The organism is Bradyrhizobium sp. 1200_D9_N1_1, from assembly GCF_052075915.1.
Lineage (GTDB): Bacteria > Pseudomonadota > Alphaproteobacteria > Rhizobiales > Xanthobacteraceae > Bradyrhizobium > Bradyrhizobium diazoefficiens.
In genome coordinates this window covers 7,470,534-7,487,774 of record NZ_CP197226.1, presented here as the reverse complement: position 1 = coordinate 7,487,774, position 17,241 = coordinate 7,470,534, and the positions used below count along the sequence as shown (strand labels likewise).

The following is a 17,241-nucleotide window of genomic DNA, read 5'->3' as shown; positions in this document are numbered from 1 at the left end:
ACCCGGATATGCGACGGGCCGTGAGCAAAAACTGAACCGCACCGGTAAGGCCCGCGACATCGGCCGCGAATGTCGGAAAATGGTAAGTCCTTCATTGCGGCCTTTTCTTGCATTCGAACCGCTTCGCGGCGGGTGCCTCAGGTGAGGTGAGCGAGGTGGCGAAAGGGGGAGAAGCGACCAAGCAGGCTGAACCTGCGGCCTTCGCGACGGGCGCGGCCACGGTTGGCGCGCCACATCCGGAAGGTCGCGCGACGCTCAGCGAGCACGCCGGCAATGTCGCAGGCATTGGCGATGCGATCGATCGGCGCCATCACGAGCTTGAGGGCGGCCCGGCCAAGACCGGTCACGAGGGCTGCGGCGTCGTCGACGAAGGTGGTGGCAATATCAACAGCGAGGGTTTGCATTTTGCAGGTCTCCGGGTTAATTTGAACAATGTTCACATGAGTAGCTTGAAAATGAACAATGTTCAAGAAGAATCTCTGCGCGACCAAAAAAAAGTTCGGCGACGGCTCCTGATCCTGGAGATCGCCCGCACTATAATTTCTTCTAAGGGTTTGAGATCATTGAAGGTTCGTGACGTCGCCGAAGCCGCCGGCTGCTCGGTCGGCAGCGTCTATAACGAGTTCGGCGACTTCGACGGGGTGATCCTGACCGTCAATCGGGAGACCGTTCAGGCGCTCACATCGCGGCTTTCGGGGGTTCCGGCCGAGGATCCGGTCGGCCAGCTCTACGGGCTTGCCGAGGCCTATCTCGAATTCTTTGCGGAGCACGCGAATTTGCTGCGTTCGCTGTTCGAGCATCGGATGGAGGACGATCGCCCCTATCCGGACGACATCCTTCAGATGGTAATGGACGCCTTCGCGCTGATGCACCCGCCGCTGGTGCGGCTGCTGCCGGATGCGGATGACGTGAAGATCGCGCTGTTGTCGCGCACCCTGTTCTCCGCGGTGCACGGCATCATCTCGCTCGGTCTCGAGGAGCGCATGGTGGCCGTGCCGCCCCAGTTGCTGCGCCAGCAGGTGGAGCAGTTCCTCGACGCGCACCTTGCGGGCCTCGGGATTCTGCCTTTGCGCCGATAGGGCGGGCGGCCTCAAGCGCGGGCCGCTTCGCGTGGCCGTGCTGCAACGAGGACGACGTCGGCCCGCACACCGTCGACCTGAACCCGGTTGCGTCCCTTTTCCTTGGCGCGATAGCAGGCGGCATCCGCGCGCCGCATCGCGTCCTCGAGCGTGGTGTCGCGGTCGGTGATGCAGGTGATGCCGATGCTGGCAGTCACTGCAAAGCAGCGATCGTCCCAGGCGAAGCTGAACAGCTCGAGCGCTCGTCGCAGCCGTTCGGCGATGTCCGTTGCGTCGAACGGCGAGCACCGCGGCAGGATCAGGCCGAATTCGTCGCCGCCGAGCCGGGCCACCAGATCATGCGGGCGCCGGTCCTGTTGCAGGAGGCGCGAGACCTGGCAGAGCAGGCGGTCGCCCGCAAGATGGCCGCAGCTGTCGTTGACGTTCTTGAACTGGTCGAGGTCGAGCAGGATCAGGCCCAGCGAGCCTGCCGCGATATTGTCGAGCTCGCCTTGCAGGCGCGCCTCGAAGGCGCGGCGGTTGGCAAGGCCCGTCAGCCAGTCGTGCGACGCCTGCCAGGCCAGGCGCTCCTTCTCGGCATGCAGGGCATCCTCGAACGCCTGTCGTTGCAGCACCAATCGCCGCGTGTGCCAGATCAGCAGCAGGATCAGCGTCACGGCGGTGAGGATGTTGATGCTGGTCAGCGTCAATTTGATCGCGCGGGAGCCTTCGCCCAGGACGGTGGAGAAGCGGTTGGCATGCACCGTGAACTGGGTGTTGAGCTCAGAGAGCCGCGACGACAGGAATCGCAGGCGGCCGCTGTCCTGAACAGGGCCCTTCTCCAGCTCGGACCGGATGACCTCGCCGAACACGCTCAGCTCCAGCAGCATCGGATCGGTGGCCGCCCACTCGCGGATCGCTTCCTGGAGGAAGCTGACGCGGTTGAAATAGCGAAACAGCCAGATCAATCCCGGAACGTCATCGGGATGGTTGCCGCCTTGCAGGAAGCCGATGCGGGCGGCTTCGACGTCGACGGGATCTCGCTCGAGCGCCCAGCGTGCGAACTCGTCGCCGATCGGAACGGCGAGCGAGGCCTGGTATTGCGCGAACTGGCTCGGTTCGCCCGAATGCAAATAGCTATTGAGGAAATAGACGGCGTTCTTCTGCGAGCGCGACCACAGCGCTTCGCCCGCGACATAGGCGCGGACCGATGACATCACCTCGAGGCTGAATCCCGCAATCGCCGCCTGAAGCACGACGACCATCACGAAAGGCGAGACGAGCTTGATGACATGAAGGAAGCTGTGTCCCTTCGTCGACGCCGATGTCCTGCGAAACACCCTTAGTTCCCCAAATCGATCAACGACCCCAGCGGAGCGTTGCGCCTGCAACGTCAAGTAGAAGGGATGGTTGCTTAACTCGACCTGAAAGACGCGGGGGACTGCGCCGTAGGGTGAAGGCGTCGTGACGTGGATGCGCGCAGATCGCTTCAAATACTGAGGAAGCGGAACTGGCGCGGAATTGGCGAACCAATGCCGCGCATTCGTGGCGTGCGGTTTACCCGATCGAGAGAATTGCTAGACCAGCACCGGCTTGCGCACGCGGCCGACGTCGCCGAACACGCGCAGGTAACGCTCGATCTCCGAGGGGAGGCCGGTTGCCTTCTCCGGATTGTCGGAGAGCTTGACCGCCGGATGGCCGTCGACCGACGACACCTTGCAGACCAGCGAGATCGGATCGAGATTGAACGAGCCGTCCGGGGCGCAGCCGACGAAGTCGTTGGTGAGGTTGGTGCCCCAGCCGAAAGAGAGCCGCACGCGGCCGGTGAAGTGGTGATAGGTCTCCTCGATCGAGCCGACGTCCATCGCGTCGGAAAAGACGAGCAGCTTGTCCCTCGGGTTGCGGCCCTTCTTCTCCCACCAGGCGATGATCTCCTCGCCGGCCTGGATTGGCGGCGCGCTGTCGGGGCGGAAGCCGGTCCAGTCGGCGACCCATTCCGGCGCATCGCGTAGGAACGCTTTCGTACCGAAGGCGTCGGGCAGTGCGATCAGGAGGTTGCCGCCGTAGGTCTGACGCCACTGGTCGAGAATGCGATAGGGCGCCCAGCGCAACTCCTCGTCGTCCTTGGCGAGCCCGGCCGCGACCATCGGCAGCTCGTGCGCGTTGGTGCCGATGGCCTCGAGGTCGTTGTCCATCGCGAGCAGCACGTTGGAGGTGCCGATGAAGGAGGGGCCGAGGCCTTCCTTCACCGCCTCGACGCACCAGCGCTGCCAGAGAAAGCCGTGACGCCGGCGGGTGCCGAAGTCGGAGAGCCTCAGGTTCTCGAGCTTGCGCAGCCGCTCGACCTTGGTCCACAGCTTGGCCTTGGCGCGGGCGTAGAGCACGTCGAGCTCGAAGCGGCCGCGGCCCTTGATCGCCGCGCGCGAGCGCAGCTCGTTGAGAATCGCGAGCGCCGGAATCTCCCACATCGTGGTGTGGGTCCACGGCCCGTGGAAGTGCAATTCGTACTGCCCCTCGACCTTGCGCAGCTCGTATTCGGGCAGGCGGAATTCGGCCAGCCAGCGGATGAAATCCGCCGAGAACATGTGGGTCTTGCCGTAGAAGGTGTTACCGGCGAGCCAGATCAGCTCCTTCTTGGTGAAGCGGATGGTGCGGGCGTGGTCGAGCTGGGCGCGCAGCTCGCCCTCGTCGATGATCTCGGCGAGCCGCACATGGCGCGAGCGGTTGATGACCGAGAAGGTCACCTGCTGATTCGAGTAATCTTCCCGAATCATCTGTAACATCAATAGCTTATAAAAGTCGGTATCGAGCAGGCTGCGGATGATGGGATCCAGCCGCCAGCTGTGATTGTAGGTCCGGCTCGCAATATCGGTCACTGTCATGGCCGAATTCTAGCGTGGCGGTCCGCGCGCAACCAGTGGGTTTGGCGAGGGGCGGCCTGAATTTGGGAAAGGCCTGTTGGAAGGCTGCCTCCCGTCACCGCCGGCCCGTACCGGAAGATGGCTTCGGCCTGATCCGGCAACGACGCCGAACATCCTGATATCGAGGGCGGTGCGAAGACGCGCCTATCCGCGGCCGCTGCGCGCGCAGCTGATTGCCTCCGCGAGCACGTCGCGGTCGCCGATGTGATTGGCGAGCAGCAGGATCAGCCGAGCGTTCATGCGCAGCGCTTGCTCTTCGTTCAAATCCCGCTGGCTGCCGATCAGTTCGGCATAGAATCCGTCTGGATCGGCGATATTCGGTGAGCGGTTGAGCATCATGCCGCAATCTCCTTCTGCCGTACGGCGTCTTGAGCAGTAGCGCGCAACAGCGCCGCGGAGATCTTTCCTTCGTCGAAGCCGGCCCAGCGCGCGGCGACATATTGGTCGGGCCGGAAGAGGTATGTGGTGCCAGTCGACGTGCCGTAGCGACTCGCCAGAACACCCCTGGGATCATCAATGTCACGCCCGACACGGATGACCCGTGCCGCGATTGGCCCGACCTCGATCCGCTCGTTGTCCACCGCTTGGTCGAATGTCACGACGACGAAGCCCGCGCCAAGGCAGTTGAGAAACCAGTCGGGCTTGCCGCCAATCGTCACCGGAGCGTCCGCAGCGTTGGTGCCGGGCCGCATCTCGCCGTCGAGCAGGCTGTCGTCGAAGGTATTGAGGGGCGAGGTAACGTAAGGCGTTGGTGTCGACAGCCGGCCGCTGTTGACCAGTGGGCGCGCAAAGCCGTGATGCTGCGCGAGTTCGAGCACGGCGTCGCGGAAATGGCGGCTTACCTTGGTTTTTGGTGTGATGAAGTCGGTCGCTCGCGTCGAGTTCAGGATGTTGTCATCGGCGGCGTATGCGCGTTCGTCGTGATAGCTGTCGAGGAGCGCCTCCGGCGCCTCTCCACGCAATACCATAGCGAGCTTCCAGGCGAGATTGTCGATGTCCTGCACGCCGGTGTTGGCGCCGCGGGCACCGAACGGTGAGACCTGGTGTGCAGCATCGCCGGCAAACAGCACCCTGCCGTGGCGGAACTTGTCGATCCGCCGACAGGCGAACTGATAGATCGAGACCCATTCGAGCTCGAACTCCGTATCCTCGCCCAGCATCGCCTTGATGCGCGGGATGACCCGCTCCGGCCGCTTCTCCTCGTCGGGATCTGCGTCCCAGCCGAGCTGGAAGTCGATGCGCCATATGTCGTCGGCCTGCCGGTGCAGGAGCACGGACTGCGCGGGATGGAACGGCGGATCGAACCAGAACCAACGCTCGGTCGGGAAATCCGCCTTCATGGCGACGTCGGCGATCAGGAAGCGGTCCTCAAAGTACTGCCCCTTGAATTCGGCGCCTACCATCTTGCGCGTATCGGAATTGGCGCCGTCGCAGGCGATCACCCACTGCGCCTCCATAGTGAAGATGCCATCGGGCGTCTCCACCGCGAGCTCGGCATGATCGGCCGCCTGCTTGAGGCTGATCAGCCGGTGCTTCCAGCGTAGATCGATGAGTGGGCTGGCGCGGCACCTGGCGACCAGGATCTCCTCCAAATGATATTGCTGGAGGTTGATCATGGCGGGCCACTCGTGGTCGCTCTCGGGCAGGAGGTCGAACTGGTAGGAAAGCTCGTCGCGAAAGAATACCTTGCCGACGTTCCAGCTCACGCCGCGTTCGACCATGGGATCGGCGCAGTCGAGCCGGTTCCAGATCTCCAGCGGGCGCTTGGCATAGCAGACGGCGCGTGAGCCGATGCTGACGGTATCGTTGTCGTCGAGCAAAACAACCGGCTGGCCGCGCGCCGCGCAATCGAGGGCTGCGGTGAGCCCAACGGGACCTGCGCCGATGACGACGATCGGGTGCCGTTTGACGATGCCCTCGGCCTGTTCTTTCGAGCGCAAATAGCCGAACTTCGGATAGATGTAGTTCGTCATGTCCGGTTCCTCGCGAGTCGTGCCGAATTCAATGTGCGTCCTGAAACTCTTTCTCGTGCATCCAGGCGTTATGCCGTGGCGGACGCTTGGTGCGCGACCATTCCTCGACCATCTCGTGCGCGACCGATTTCATGCGGTCGATCTGGTCCGGCGTGGCGGTCCAGGCCGCGATCTCGAGGCGGTGGCCGCTCGGATCGCGAAAGTAGATGGACTTGAAGATGGTGTGGTCGGTGACGCCGACGACGTCGAGGCCGGCAGCTTCCGCGCGCGCCCGGGCTTCCTCGAGCTCGGCGAGGTCCTTGACCTGAAAGGCGATGTGCTGGGTCCATTCCGGCGTGTTGGGATCGCGGCCCATGGGCGGCGAGTTCGGCAGCTCGAAGAAGGCGAGGATGTTGCCGTTCCCTGCATCGAGGAAAATGTGCATGTACGGATCGGGTGCCTTGGTGGAAGGCACGCGATCCTCGGCGATCGCGCCGAGAAGATCCATGTTCAAGACCTTCTTGTAGAACTCGACGGTTGCCTTGGCGTCGACGCAGCGATAGGCGACGTGATGGATCTTCTCGATTTTCATGGCGGCGTCACTCCCTTTGATGGTTGCGGAATTAGTATCAAATGTTACAATCTCCGGGGTTGATCTGGATCAATCTGCCCGGAAAACTTTTGCAGGAATGCAAGCCAGGGACTGAGCGGCATGGCGGGACGTTTGCGCGAAGCACGAAATAGGGCAGCGGGTCCGGCGCAGGATGCCGGCACCGAGCTCGATCTGCAGCAGTATTTTCCGTATCGGCTGGCGCGTCTGGCCGAACAGGTGTCGCTGGCCGTGGCCGAAGTCTATTCGGAACGCTTTGCGCTGACGCGTCAGGAATGGCGTGTGCTTGCCATTCTTGGCGCGCGGACCCAGATTGCGACCAAGGAAATCGGGCCGCTCACCACGCTCGACAAGATGCAGGTCAGCCGCGCCGTCCAGGGACTGGAGACGCGCGGCATCGTCAGCCGAAAACATGCTTCTGATGACCGTCGCGAGCTGATCGTTTCGCTGACGTCAGCAGGCCGCGCGCTTTTCCGCAAGATCGTGCCGTTCGCGCTGGAACGGGAGACGAGGCTGCTTGCCGTGCTGACTTCGGAGGAGGTCGAGGTTCTCGACCGCGCGATGCGCAAGCTGTCGGCGGAATTGACCTGAAGTTCGGACGTTCCCGATTCTGCCGTTCATGCTCCTGCGGCGGTCTCTGCTACCGTCTCGAGCTGGTTCCTGATCCAGCGATGGGCCGGGTCTTTCTGGTAGCGCTGGTGCCAGACCATGAACATCGGCAGCTCGGCCAGGGTCCGAGTGCCCGAGGCCAGCGGAATTCGGGCATGTGCGAAGCCCTGCATGACACCGGACGCGAGCAGGCTCGGCATGCTCGCGAGCATCTGCGTGCCGCGCAGGAACGACGGCACGCCTGAAAAGCTCGGCACGGAGATGGCGATGTCGCGGTGGAAGCCGTTGGCCGCCAGCCGGCGGTCGAAGTCGAGCCGCTCATTGTCGGTGTAGACCACGGTGATGTGGCGCGCTGCGAGATAGGCGCTGCGACCGGCGGGCGCGGTACGTGCCTTCGGGTCAAAGTAACAGACATAGTGGTCGCTCAGCACGCGCTTCTGCACGATGTCGACGCCGGACGGCGGCAGCGGCGTGATCATGAGATCGCACCGGTTCTCGCGCAGCATCGCGGGGGAGGGGGACTGCGAGGGGATTACCCGCAGGTGCAGGCTCTTCACCTGTTCGCTGACATGGCCGAAGAAGCGCGGCAGCAACAGGTCGCGCTGGAAATCGTTGGCGGCGATCGTCAGCGAGAGCTGGGCCTGCGCCGGCTCGAAGCTGACGCCGCCGGCAAAGCTGCGCATCTCGTCGATCAGCGCACGCGCCTTCGCCGCGAGGGCCTGGGCGTGCGCGGTGGCGACGATGCCGCGGCCGGACTTGGCGAACAGCGGATCTCCAGCGATCCGCCGCAGCTTGTTCAGGCTGTGGCTGACGGCGGATTGCGTCAGGCCGAGCCGCGTTGCCGCCGCCGTCACCGAGCCTTCTTCCAGCACGGCGAGGAACAATTCGAGGGCATGGCCGTCGAGGGACAAATGATCTATTTTTTTCATGGAATTCATTATAATCGATCTATTTATCTTGAGAATAGGTGGCGGCATTATCGTTCAATAAGCCGCGCACCCGGGACCCCGGGATGCCCTAGGGAGAGACAACGCCGATGAATGCCCAGGCGACAGCCTTGCAGGATCCCCGCCTCAACCGCGCCGAGCCGTTCACGCCGCCGCTCGGCGACGGCGGCTTCTTCCAGCGCGACCGTTCCATCCATCCGCCCGCGTATGCTCCCGGCTACAAATCCTCGGTGCTGCGCTCGCCGCGCCAGGCGCTGCTGTCACTGGAGAATTCGGTCTCGGAAATCACGGGACCGGTGTTCGGCCACAACGATCTCGGCCCGCTCGACAACGACCTGATCCGCAACTACGCCAAGGACGGCGATCCCGTCGGCGAGCGCATCATCGTCCACGGTCGCGTGCTGGACGAGACCGGCCGCGGCGTTCCGAACACGCTGGTCGAATTCTGGCAGGCCAATGCCGGCGGCCGCTACCGGCACAAGAAGGACACGTATCTGGCGCCGATCGATCCGAATTTCGGCGGCTGCGGCCGCGCGCTGACTGACGACACCGGCTATTATTATTTCCGCACCGTGAAGCCGGGTCCTTATCCCTGGCGCAACTTCGTCAACAGCTGGCGTCCCGCCCACATCCACTTCTCGGTGTTCGGCTCGGGCTTTGCGCAGCGGCTGATCACGCAGATGTATTTCGAGGGCGATCCCCTGATCCCGGTCTGCCCGATCCTGACGACGATTCCGGACAAGGATGCGCTCGATCGCCTGGTCGCGCCGCTCGACCTCAACGCCTCGACACCGTTCGATTCGCTCGCCTACCGTTTCGACATCGTCCTGCGCGGCCAGCGCTCCACCTATTTCGAAAACCGCACCGAGGGGAACTGAGCCGATGCCGCAGCCGCTCCACTATCTCAAGGAAACCGCCTCGCAGACCGCCGGCCCCTACGTCCACATCGGCCTGATCCCGGCCATGGCCGGCTTCGATATCTTCGAGAAGAACTTTTCCAACGTGCTGGTGACGCCGAACACCCGGGGCGAACGCATCACGCTGGAAGGCAAGGTGCTTGACGGCACCGGTACGCCGCTGCGCGACGTGCTGCTGGAAATCTGGCAGGCCAATGCGGCCGGCCGCTACAACCATCCGGCCGACCGCTCGGCCGGCGCGCTGGAGCAGGAGTTTCGCGGCTGGGGCCGCGCCGGCTCCGACTTCGACAGCGGGCTCGTGACCTTCGAGACCATCAAGCCCGGCGCCATCACCGACAAGGCGGGGCGCAAATGCGCGCCACACGTCAATGTCTGGATCGTCGCGCGCGGCATCAATATCGGTCTCAACACGCGGCTCTATTTCTCGGATGAAGAGGCTGCCAACGCCGGAGACCCCGTGCTCAACCTGATCGAACAGCCGGCGCGGCGCAAGACGTTGATCGCAACGCGAAGCGAGCGCGCCGGGAAGGTCGTGTATTCCTTCACGGTCAATTTGCAGGGGCCCGAGGAGACCGTGTTCTTCGACGTCTGAGAGTCGTGCGGCCTCCCGCAGGGATCACTCCACCTGGTCGCCGCGATCGATCGCTACGCGCGCGAGGAATTGCGGTAACTGGCGCATCTCGCGCGATCCCGGCCGATTGGCCGGATCGCGCCCCACTTTTGGTTTCAGTTCTGCCAAATCAATGAATACGTCCGCCTGTCGGCGCAGGTCGTCGGCGACCATGGCTGGCTGAGTGCAGAGTGTGGAGACGACCGTTACGCGGACACCGCGGCGCTGCAGCGCTTCCACCAGCGAACGAAAATTGCCATCGCCCGAGAACAACACGATCTGATCGACGTGCTCGGCGAGCTCCATCGCATTTACGGCGAGGTCGACATCCATGCTGCCCTTCACCTTGCGGCGGCCGGTGATGGCGTCGACGAATTCCTTCGTGAACTTGGTGACGACGGTGTATCCGTTATAGTCGAGCCAATCGATCAAGGGGCGGATCGACGAATACTCCTGATCCTCGATGAGGGTCGTGTAGTAGAAGGCCCGCAACAGCGCACCTCGGCTTTGGAATTCGCCGAGCAGACGCCTGTAGTCGATGTCGAAGCCGAGCGCCTTGGAGGTGGCATGGAGATTGGAGCCATCGATAAAGAGTGCGATCTTCTCAATCGAAGACATTCTGCGTAAATTTCCAGTTGCACGCGAAAGGCGGCCGATCCCACCGCCAGGGCGCGGTGTGTCGGCCGGAAGAACAATGAAGGCACCGATGGCTTGCCGAAAAAGCAGCGCAGACGACCGGACAGGGGCGGCCGTCTTGCGCCCAGGTTAGGGAGGATCCAATGCCACTAGCGCCAGGGCGCCGAATGCAGCCAGGCTAAGGCGCGCGCGTTCCCTACTCAATTGTACTGAGGTAAAGGGCCTCTATCCAAAGGATAGGGCCCGATATACGAAGGTAAGTGGCAGCGCGGGCAACAAAGGCCATTGCGGTTCCCAGCGTGGCCTTCGACCATGGGCGCGGCTGTTCGATCGGCTGATGTGTCAGCCTTCATCACCATGCAGCCGGGTGCGAAAGGCGCGCGGCGATAGCCCCGTGGCGGCGGCATAAACGCGGCTGAAATAGGCGGGGTCCTCGAAGCCGAGCGCGTAAGCGATCGTCGAGACCGGCAGGTTGGTGTAGACGAGGTTGCGCCGCGCCTCGCGGATCAGGCGGTTGAGGATCAGGTGCGAGGCGGTGTCGCCGGTCGCCGCCCGCGTCACCCGGTTGAGATGGGTCGGCGTGATCGACAGCGCGCCTGCGTAGTCCGCGACGCTCCAGCGTTCCAGATGATGCTGCTCGAGCAGCGCCTCGAAGCGGCGGAACAGGCCGGATTCGGCAGTGCCATTGCCACCGGTCTCGCTCGTGAGCGCGCGGGCCACCAGCCCGATCATGGCTGCCGACAAGGCGCGCAGCACATGTGCGCGGCCGAAATCTCGGGCGGCGTGTTCGGCGAAGATCTGCTTCATGGTGGCGCGGATCTGCGGGGTGCCGCGCACCACGCCTGATTGTGACAGGGCTCCGCGCAGGCCTTCGGCGGCGAGCAGCGCCTCGTCCAGAATCTCCGCCGCGATGGTCAGCACCCAGCCTTGGGTCTCAGGCACGAAGCGGAAGCCGTGGACGTGTCCGACGGGTACGTTGACGATCTGCATCGGCTTCAACGGCACCACGCGTCCGTCGAGCGTCGCCTCGCCGCCGCCGCGCTCGATCAGCAGGACCTGGTGCAGCCGGGCATGGCGGTGCACGGCCAGGGTCCAGTCGTGAAGTACGGAGCGGGACGCGATCGTCTCACAATGCACGACGTCGGGCAGGTCGCCGGACTCGCCGAACAGATTGTAGACCCGGATCGCGGGGGCAGGGGCGGCGCTTTTCATGTTCGAATAGTACAAGACAAAGACGAAACCCTCCATCGGTTTGCGCGGCTGAATCTGCAAAAAAGTGCCGACGGGAGGACGCGAAAATGAAAGTTCAGGTCTGTATCATCGGTGGCGGGCCGTCCGGGCTGCTCTTGTCCCAGCTCCTGCATCTGAAGGGCATCGACACGGTCGTGCTGGAGAAATACAGCCGCGACCACGTGCTGGCCCGGATCCGCGCCGGCGTGCTCGAGCACGGTTTTGCGAAACTGATGCGTGAGGCGCAATGCGGCGAGCGGATGGACCGCGAAGGCGAGATCCACCGGGGGTTCGAGATCGCCCATGACGGGGTGCTCTCCCACATCGATCTGCACAAGCACTCCGGCGGCAATTCGGTGCTGGTCTACGGCCAGACCGAGCTGACGCGCGACCTCTACGAGGCGCGCGACCGCCTTGGCGGCAAGGTCGTGCACAATGCCGAGGACGTGACGCCGCATGATCTCGCGTCGGACCGCCCCTACGTGACGTACCGCTCGAACGACGAGATCGTTCGCGTCGATTGCGACTACATCGTCGGCGCCGACGGCTTCCACGGCGTCAGCCGCAAGTCGATCCCGAAGGACGTGCTGCGCGAATACGAGAAGGTCTATCCGTTTGGCTGGCTCGGGGTGCTGTCGCGCACCAAGCCGGTCTCGTCCGAGCTGATCTATGTGAAGCACGAGCGCGGCTTTGCGCTGTGTTCCCTGCGTTCACAGGTGCTGAGCCGCTACTACATCCAGGTGCCGCTCACCGACAAGGTCAAGGACTGGTCGGACGACGCGTTCTGGGCCGAGCTGAAGCGCCGCCTGCCGGAAGAGGTCGCCGGCCGCTTGATCACGGGGCCCGCGATCGAAAAGAGCATCGCGCCATTGCGCAGCTTCGTCGCCGAACCGATGAGCTATGGCCGCCTGTTCCTCGCCGGCGATGCCGCCCACATCGTGCCGCCCACCGGCGCGCGCGGGCTGAACAGCGCCGCCTCCGACATCTACTATCTCTATCATGCCATGCTCGCACATTATCAGAGCGGCGATGATTCCGGCCTCGAAGGCTATTCCGCCAAGGCGCTGGCGCGGATCTGGAAGGCGCAGCGTTTCTCCTGGTGGATGACGATGCTGCTGCATCGCTTCCCCGATCGTCTCGACTATGAGGATCGTCTTCAGCAGACGGAGCTGGAATATCTGTTCTCGTCCGAAACGGCGCAGCGCCTGCTCGCGGAGAACTATGTGGGCCTGCCGTTTTGAGCGAGATGATCGCGCAACACGCGATGCTGCCCTCCCTTCTCCCCTTGTGGGAGAAGGTGGCGCGAAGCGCCGGATGAGGGGTATGTCTCCGCGAATTCAAGTGAGAGTTGGATGCGCCGAGAGAAACCCCTCACCCGTCTCGCCGCCTTGCGGCGAGCCACCCTCTCCCGCAAGGGGAGAGGGGAAGCTAGCGCTCTCGGCTGACGCGGCTACTTCCCTTCGAGCGTGTTGACCGGTGTCCATTCCAGCGGCGGTGGATTTGCGACAAGCGCTCTCGCGCGCTTTGCAAACATTGACGATGGCGGATCGACCTTGGCTAGCCGGTCGAACGCATCAACCGCCTTCGCGAACTCCCGTGCGCGCCAGCAGGCCAGTCCTTCCGCATACAACGCCGTCACCTTCTTCTGCTCGGCACTCTCCCCGTCTCTCTCCGCCAGCGGCTCGAACACCTTGATCGCCTCGCCGCGGCCCTGCACCCTGATTGCGTCGAGCTCGCGCCAGGCGAAGGCGTCACCTGTCTGCGCCACTGTCGCCTCCGAGGCCATGATCGCGGTGCCGTAATATTTGTTCGCACCCTCGAGCCGCGAGGCGACGTTCACGGTGTCGCTCATCACGGTGTAGTTGAAGCGGCGGCGGGAGCCGATATTGCCGACCACGGCTTCGCCGCTGTTGAGCCCGATGCGGTGCGACAGGCCGTGGCCCGCGAAGGCGGCGTTGTTGGCGTTGAGGTCCGCCAGCTTTTCGTGGCACTTCAGCGCCGCGCGGACGGCATTGCGCGCGTGGGCGGGATCGTCGGCCGGCGCGCCGAACATGGCGACGATGGAATCGCCGATATATTTGTCGACATAGCCGCCATGGCCTTCGATGATGTCGGTCATGGCGGAGAGATATTCGTTCATCAGCGTGACCAGCTCGCCCGGCGTCATCGTCTCTGCGATCGAGGAGAACCCGCTGAGGTCGGAGAAGAACATAGTGACGTTGCGCATCTCGCCGCCGAGCGCCGGCATCTTGCCGGAGGCTACCATCGTCTCGATCACCTCGGGCGCGAGATAAAAGGCGAAGCTCTTGCGCAGAAAACGCTCGTCGCGATCGGCCAGCATGAAGCGGTAGCCGATCATCATCGCGAGCGCGGCGAGGCTCGCGAGCGCGGGTTCCGTCAAGGGCAGCGCCAGGGCATGCACGAACGCTCCGACGGCCACGCCGGCGTAAACGGCGGTGAGGGCGAGCCAGGCGATCACAGCGCCGCCAGGCGCGAGCATGCAGGCCGCGCAGGCGATGATCGCCGCGAACGCAATCGTGAGGATGGTCCGCGCCGGAAAGCCGAGCTCGGTCACGGCATCGCGCTCGATCAGGTTTCGCACGACGGTGGCATGCACGAACACGCCGGCGATATCGCTGCGGGCCTTCTGCGCGGTACCCGCCGAGGCGGGCAGGGCGCAGCGCGGCGCGGGCGAGCCGTCATATCCGCCGGAAAGCCGCATCGAGGTGAGCTTGCGGTCCTCGAAATTGAGGACGGTGCCGAGCAGGACGACCTTGCCCTCGAAGGCGCGGCGGAAGAAGTCGCGGTCGCCCTTCTCGACGCAGGCACGCAGGTCGGCGAAGGAATAGGCCGGGATGTCGCGGCCCATGCCACGGTAGTTGAGCGTCAACGTGTTGGGGACCGCGCTCGGGATCGTGTAGTCGGACGGCTGCATCGCGCCGGATGGCTCGGTTCCGGGCGTCGTGCCGAGCGCGCGCGCGGCGAGTTCGATCGCCATCGCAGGGACCGGCTTGCCGTCGATGGCAAAGCTCAGCGGCATCCGCCGGATCACGTCGTCGGGGTCGGTATGGACGTTGAGGGCGCGGATATTGTTTTTCACCGCCAGTTGCTGCGCGCGGTAGGGCCTGTCCGGATGGTCGTTGCTCAGGATCTCGCCGAGCACCAGCTTGCCGCTGTCGGAGAGTTGCCGGAGTGCGATGAGGTAGTCCCGGTCAAAACCCTTCATGCGGCTGCCGAGTGGCGCGTCGCCGAAGGGAATCTCTGACTGCTCGATCGAGCTGGGAAAGATGACGTCGAAGCCGATCACCTTGGCGCCGCCCTCAGTGATGCTTCCGAGCACGCGGCCAATTTCGCGCGTCCAGGTCAGCGTCGGCGATCCCTTGAAAGGGGGCGTGTCGTAGGTCTCCCCGTCGATGGCCACGACGACGACCGGCGATGTCGCGGGATCGCGGCGGTCGCCGACCAGCTTGCCGCGCATCGCGGTGAGGATGTCGAGCGACAGGCCCTGCAGTATTTGAAGCGGCGGAGACGTGAAGACCGCGCCCGCGAGGAGCGCAATCAGGATCGCTGCAACGATGTCCCGCCTTCCGATCCGCCGCATCGCCCCGTCGCAAGCCGCCTATTCGAGCCGCAGCAGGCGGCCGACGATCGGCGTCGGTGATGAGGTGGCGCCGGCGTCGACCTGGAAGGCATAGCGCTTGGCGCCGAGAATGGCGAGATAGCTGCCGCCGGGGGTCAGCGACTTCCCGGCCTTGGCAAAATCATAGAACTTGCCGCCGATCATGGCTTCGCTTTTGAGCGGCACGGTGATCGTGGGTTCCTTGCCGTCGGTGCGCTCGATCACCAGCGTGCTGCCGCTCTTGGCCTGCACCAGCGGTGCGACGCCGTAGATCGTCGGCAGCTTGGCCGGCGCGCCCTTGGCGTCCGAGCGCATGGTGCGGAAGGTGGTCGCGGCGCTCTGGTTGGCCTCTCGCTCGGACAGCTTCGCCGCGTTGGTGTCGCAGGGCACCTTGTCCCGCTTGACCTCGCCGAGCTGTACGGTGCTCTGCTCGGCGCCGACCAGCACGACGCCTTCGCTGATCGTCTCGCGCAGGCAGGATTTGAGATAGCTGAGCGTGACGCTGGCCTTCGGGCCGAGCTTGATGATCTTGCCCGGCGCCACATAGTCCATGAACGCGATGCCGTCGACCTTGCCCTGGACGTCCTCGACGATCGCGGCCGGGGTCTCCGCCAGGGCGGGGGTCGCCACACAGAGCGCGCCGACAACGGCGCCGATCAGGCTTCTCATGGGGATTCTCATTCAATTCTACCGATGCTCTACCGGTCCCGTCCTGGTTCGATGCTTAGCAGAGGAGCGCCCAGGCAAGTGTGACCGGAATCACTCTTAGACATTGGTGCACTGTATCAGGAACAGGTTCAAACCGGCGACCGGAGAAAACAGAGCCGCGGCAAGCTGTTGCCGGGATATGCGATCTCAGGCGGCCGGAACGGCCTGCGGCGAACGGTCTTCGGCCGGCCGGCCCTCGACGGCTCTCTCCATGACTGGGGCGAGCGTCGCCTCCGTCTTCTGAAATGGCGTCGCCTGCTGCCCGGCAGCGATCTCCATGACTTCGTTCCAGCGCGACAGAAAAGCCTCGACGCAGGCCGGGTCGAACTGCCGTCCCTGGTTCTCGACCAGGTAGTTGCGTGCCGCCCCGAGCGGCATCGGCTCTTTATATGGCCGCCGCGTCGTCAGCGCGTCGAACACGTCGGCGACAGCGACCACGCGAGCGGCCACCGGGATCTCGTCCGTCTTGAGGCCGTTCGGATAGCCTGCGCCGTCCCAGCGCTCGTGGTGGCCTGCGGCAATTTGCGCACCGAGCTGGATCAGCTCGCAACTGGAGTCCGCCAGGATCCGTTCGCCGATCGTGGCGTGGGTGCGGATCACCGCCATCTCCTCGTCGGTCAGCCGGCCGGGCTTGAGCAGGATATTGTCGGGAATGGCGACCTTGCCGACGTCGTGCAGCGGCGCGGCGAGATAGATGTCGCGGCAGAGCCGGGCCGGCAGGCCAAGCTGCTCGGCGATGATGCGGCTGTAGCGGGCGACCCGCAGGGTGTGCTCGCCGGTGTCGTTGTCGCGGTATTCGACCGCGAGCGCGAGCCGCAGGATGATCTCTTCCTCGCGCTCGCCGAGCTTGCGTATCGCGGCCGCGACTTCACTGGCCAGATGCGCGGCGCGATCGTTGAGCTTGCGTACGGCTGCACCAAGCTGAATCAAATTCCGTAGACGCACCGTCATCTCGACGCTCTGCGGCTGCTTGGGCAGGAAATCGGTTGCACCGGCCTGCAGCGCTTCCATCTTCACGTCATCGGTCTGCCGCGACGTGATCATCGCGATAGGGATGTCGACGCAGCCGGGAAGGGTGCGGAGCGTGCGGATGAAGCTGATGCCGTCCATGTGCGGCATCTCGTAGTCGACCAGCACGAGGTCGAAGACGCGCTCCCGTGCGCAGGCCAGTGCCTGCACGGGATCGAGGAAGGTGGTGGCTTCGACCAGACCTTCGGCCTCGATGTGACGTTTCAGGAAGTTGAGGACGGAACGGCTGTCGTCAACCAGAAGCGCTTGGGTCAGCATCGGCGGCCGGGGCTCTCTTCGCTGGCAAGGGCACGAACCGACTGCATAACCCGAGCGAATTTAACGCGAAGCAAATGCGCCGTGCGTGCGCACGCGCTGCGATATGCGCGCCTCGCATGCGATTTCAGCAGGCTATG

16 protein-coding genes are annotated in these 17,241 nt (G+C 64.1%); 5 read left to right on the top strand and 11 right to left on the bottom strand.

The genetic code is table 11. From position 1 onward, the window contains the following. Positions 1–455: 455 nt before the first annotated feature. Positions 456–1,079 (top strand): TetR/AcrR family transcriptional regulator, encoded by a 624-nt coding sequence (locus AB5K84_RS35710; RefSeq protein ID WP_028174279.1) that lies wholly within the window; start codon positions 456–458, stop codon positions 1,077–1,079. An 11-nt stretch (positions 1,080–1,090) separates the two neighbouring features. Here the strand turns inward: AB5K84_RS35710 and AB5K84_RS35705 are convergent, their stop codons facing one another. From AB5K84_RS35705 to AB5K84_RS35685, 5 genes are all read right to left on the bottom strand, one after another. After that, entirely contained in the window at positions 1,091–2,398 is a 1,308-nt protein-coding gene (locus AB5K84_RS35705) for a GGDEF domain-containing protein (protein ID WP_011085114.1), read from the bottom strand. Positions 2,399–2,635: 237 nt separating this feature from the next. Continuing rightward, positions 2,636–3,940, bottom strand: a complete 1,305-nt coding sequence (gene pncB, locus AB5K84_RS35700) for a nicotinate phosphoribosyltransferase (protein ID WP_011085115.1) — start codon at positions 3,938–3,940, stop codon at positions 2,636–2,638. Between the two features lie 183 nt (positions 3,941–4,123). Next, positions 4,124–4,318: a DUF2783 domain-containing protein gene (locus AB5K84_RS35695; RefSeq protein ID WP_011085116.1), complete on the bottom strand. Its 195-nt coding sequence runs from the start codon at positions 4,316–4,318 to the stop codon at positions 4,124–4,126. Next, positions 4,315–5,952: an FAD-dependent oxidoreductase gene (locus AB5K84_RS35690; RefSeq protein WP_011085117.1), complete on the bottom strand. Its 1,638-nt coding sequence runs from the start codon at positions 5,950–5,952 to the stop codon at positions 4,315–4,317. Before AB5K84_RS35690 ends, AB5K84_RS35695 begins: the two co-directional genes overlap by 4 nt. Before the next feature lie 28 nt (positions 5,953–5,980). Beyond that, on the bottom strand, positions 5,981–6,523 hold the full coding sequence (locus AB5K84_RS35685; protein ID WP_011085118.1) for a VOC family protein: 543 nt from the start codon (positions 6,521–6,523) through the stop codon (positions 5,981–5,983). A 120-nt stretch (positions 6,524–6,643) separates the two neighbouring features. Here AB5K84_RS35685 and AB5K84_RS35680 point away from each other — a divergent pair, with 120 nt between their 5' ends. Continuing rightward, entirely contained in the window at positions 6,644–7,132 is a 489-nt protein-coding gene (locus AB5K84_RS35680; protein WP_011085119.1) for a MarR family winged helix-turn-helix transcriptional regulator, read from the top strand. Positions 7,133–7,158: 26 nt separating this feature from the next. Here AB5K84_RS35680 and AB5K84_RS35675 read toward each other — a convergent pair whose 3' ends face one another. After that, positions 7,159–8,088, bottom strand: a complete 930-nt coding sequence (locus AB5K84_RS35675) for a LysR family transcriptional regulator (RefSeq protein WP_038966596.1) — start codon at positions 8,086–8,088, stop codon at positions 7,159–7,161. A 98-nt stretch (positions 8,089–8,186) separates the two neighbouring features. On the opposite strand from AB5K84_RS35675, the gene pcaH reads away from it, so the two are divergent. Together pcaH and pcaG are read left to right on the top strand one after the other, a co-directional pair. Next, positions 8,187–8,975, top strand: a complete 789-nt coding sequence (gene pcaH, locus AB5K84_RS35670; RefSeq protein ID WP_011085121.1) for a protocatechuate 3,4-dioxygenase subunit beta — start codon at positions 8,187–8,189, stop codon at positions 8,973–8,975. 4 nt (positions 8,976–8,979) lie between these two features. After that, a complete protein-coding gene (pcaG, locus tag AB5K84_RS35665) occupies positions 8,980–9,606 on the top strand; it encodes a protocatechuate 3,4-dioxygenase subunit alpha (protein WP_011085122.1) in 627 nt (208 codons plus the stop codon). A gap of 24 nt (positions 9,607–9,630) precedes the next feature. Here pcaG and AB5K84_RS35660 read toward each other — a convergent pair whose 3' ends face one another. Beyond that, the gene (locus AB5K84_RS35660; protein WP_011085123.1) at positions 9,631–10,242 is read right to left on the bottom strand and encodes a LabA-like NYN domain-containing protein; all 612 of its coding nucleotides are present in this window, start codon (positions 10,240–10,242) and stop codon (positions 9,631–9,633) included. Between the two features lie 360 nt (positions 10,243–10,602). Beyond that, positions 10,603–11,508 carry a helix-turn-helix domain-containing protein gene (locus AB5K84_RS35655; protein WP_011085124.1) on the bottom strand — a complete coding sequence of 302 codons (906 nt, stop codon included), beginning with the start codon at positions 11,506–11,508 and terminating at the stop codon, positions 10,603–10,605. 50 nt (positions 11,509–11,558) lie between these two features. On the opposite strand from AB5K84_RS35655, the gene pobA reads away from it, so the two are divergent. Beyond that, a complete protein-coding gene (gene pobA / locus AB5K84_RS35650) occupies positions 11,559–12,731 on the top strand; it encodes a 4-hydroxybenzoate 3-monooxygenase (protein ID WP_011085125.1) in 1,173 nt (390 codons plus the stop codon). Between the two features lie 209 nt (positions 12,732–12,940). On the opposite strand, the gene AB5K84_RS35645 is transcribed toward pobA, so the two are convergent. From AB5K84_RS35645 to AB5K84_RS35635, 3 genes are all read right to left on the bottom strand, one after another. Continuing rightward, on the bottom strand, positions 12,941–15,091 hold the full coding sequence (locus tag AB5K84_RS35645) for a CHASE2 domain-containing protein (RefSeq protein WP_011085126.1): 2,151 nt from the start codon (positions 15,089–15,091) through the stop codon (positions 12,941–12,943). Between the two features lie 18 nt (positions 15,092–15,109). After that, positions 15,110–15,778, bottom strand: coding sequence for a hypothetical protein (locus tag AB5K84_RS35640; protein ID WP_038966599.1), 669 nt, complete (start codon positions 15,776–15,778; stop codon positions 15,110–15,112). Between the two features lie 186 nt (positions 15,779–15,964). Further along, complete coding sequence (locus AB5K84_RS35635) at positions 15,965–17,104, bottom strand: HD domain-containing phosphohydrolase (protein ID WP_011085128.1); 1,140 nt, start codon at positions 17,102–17,104, stop codon at positions 15,965–15,967. Positions 17,105–17,241 lie beyond the last annotated feature (137 nt).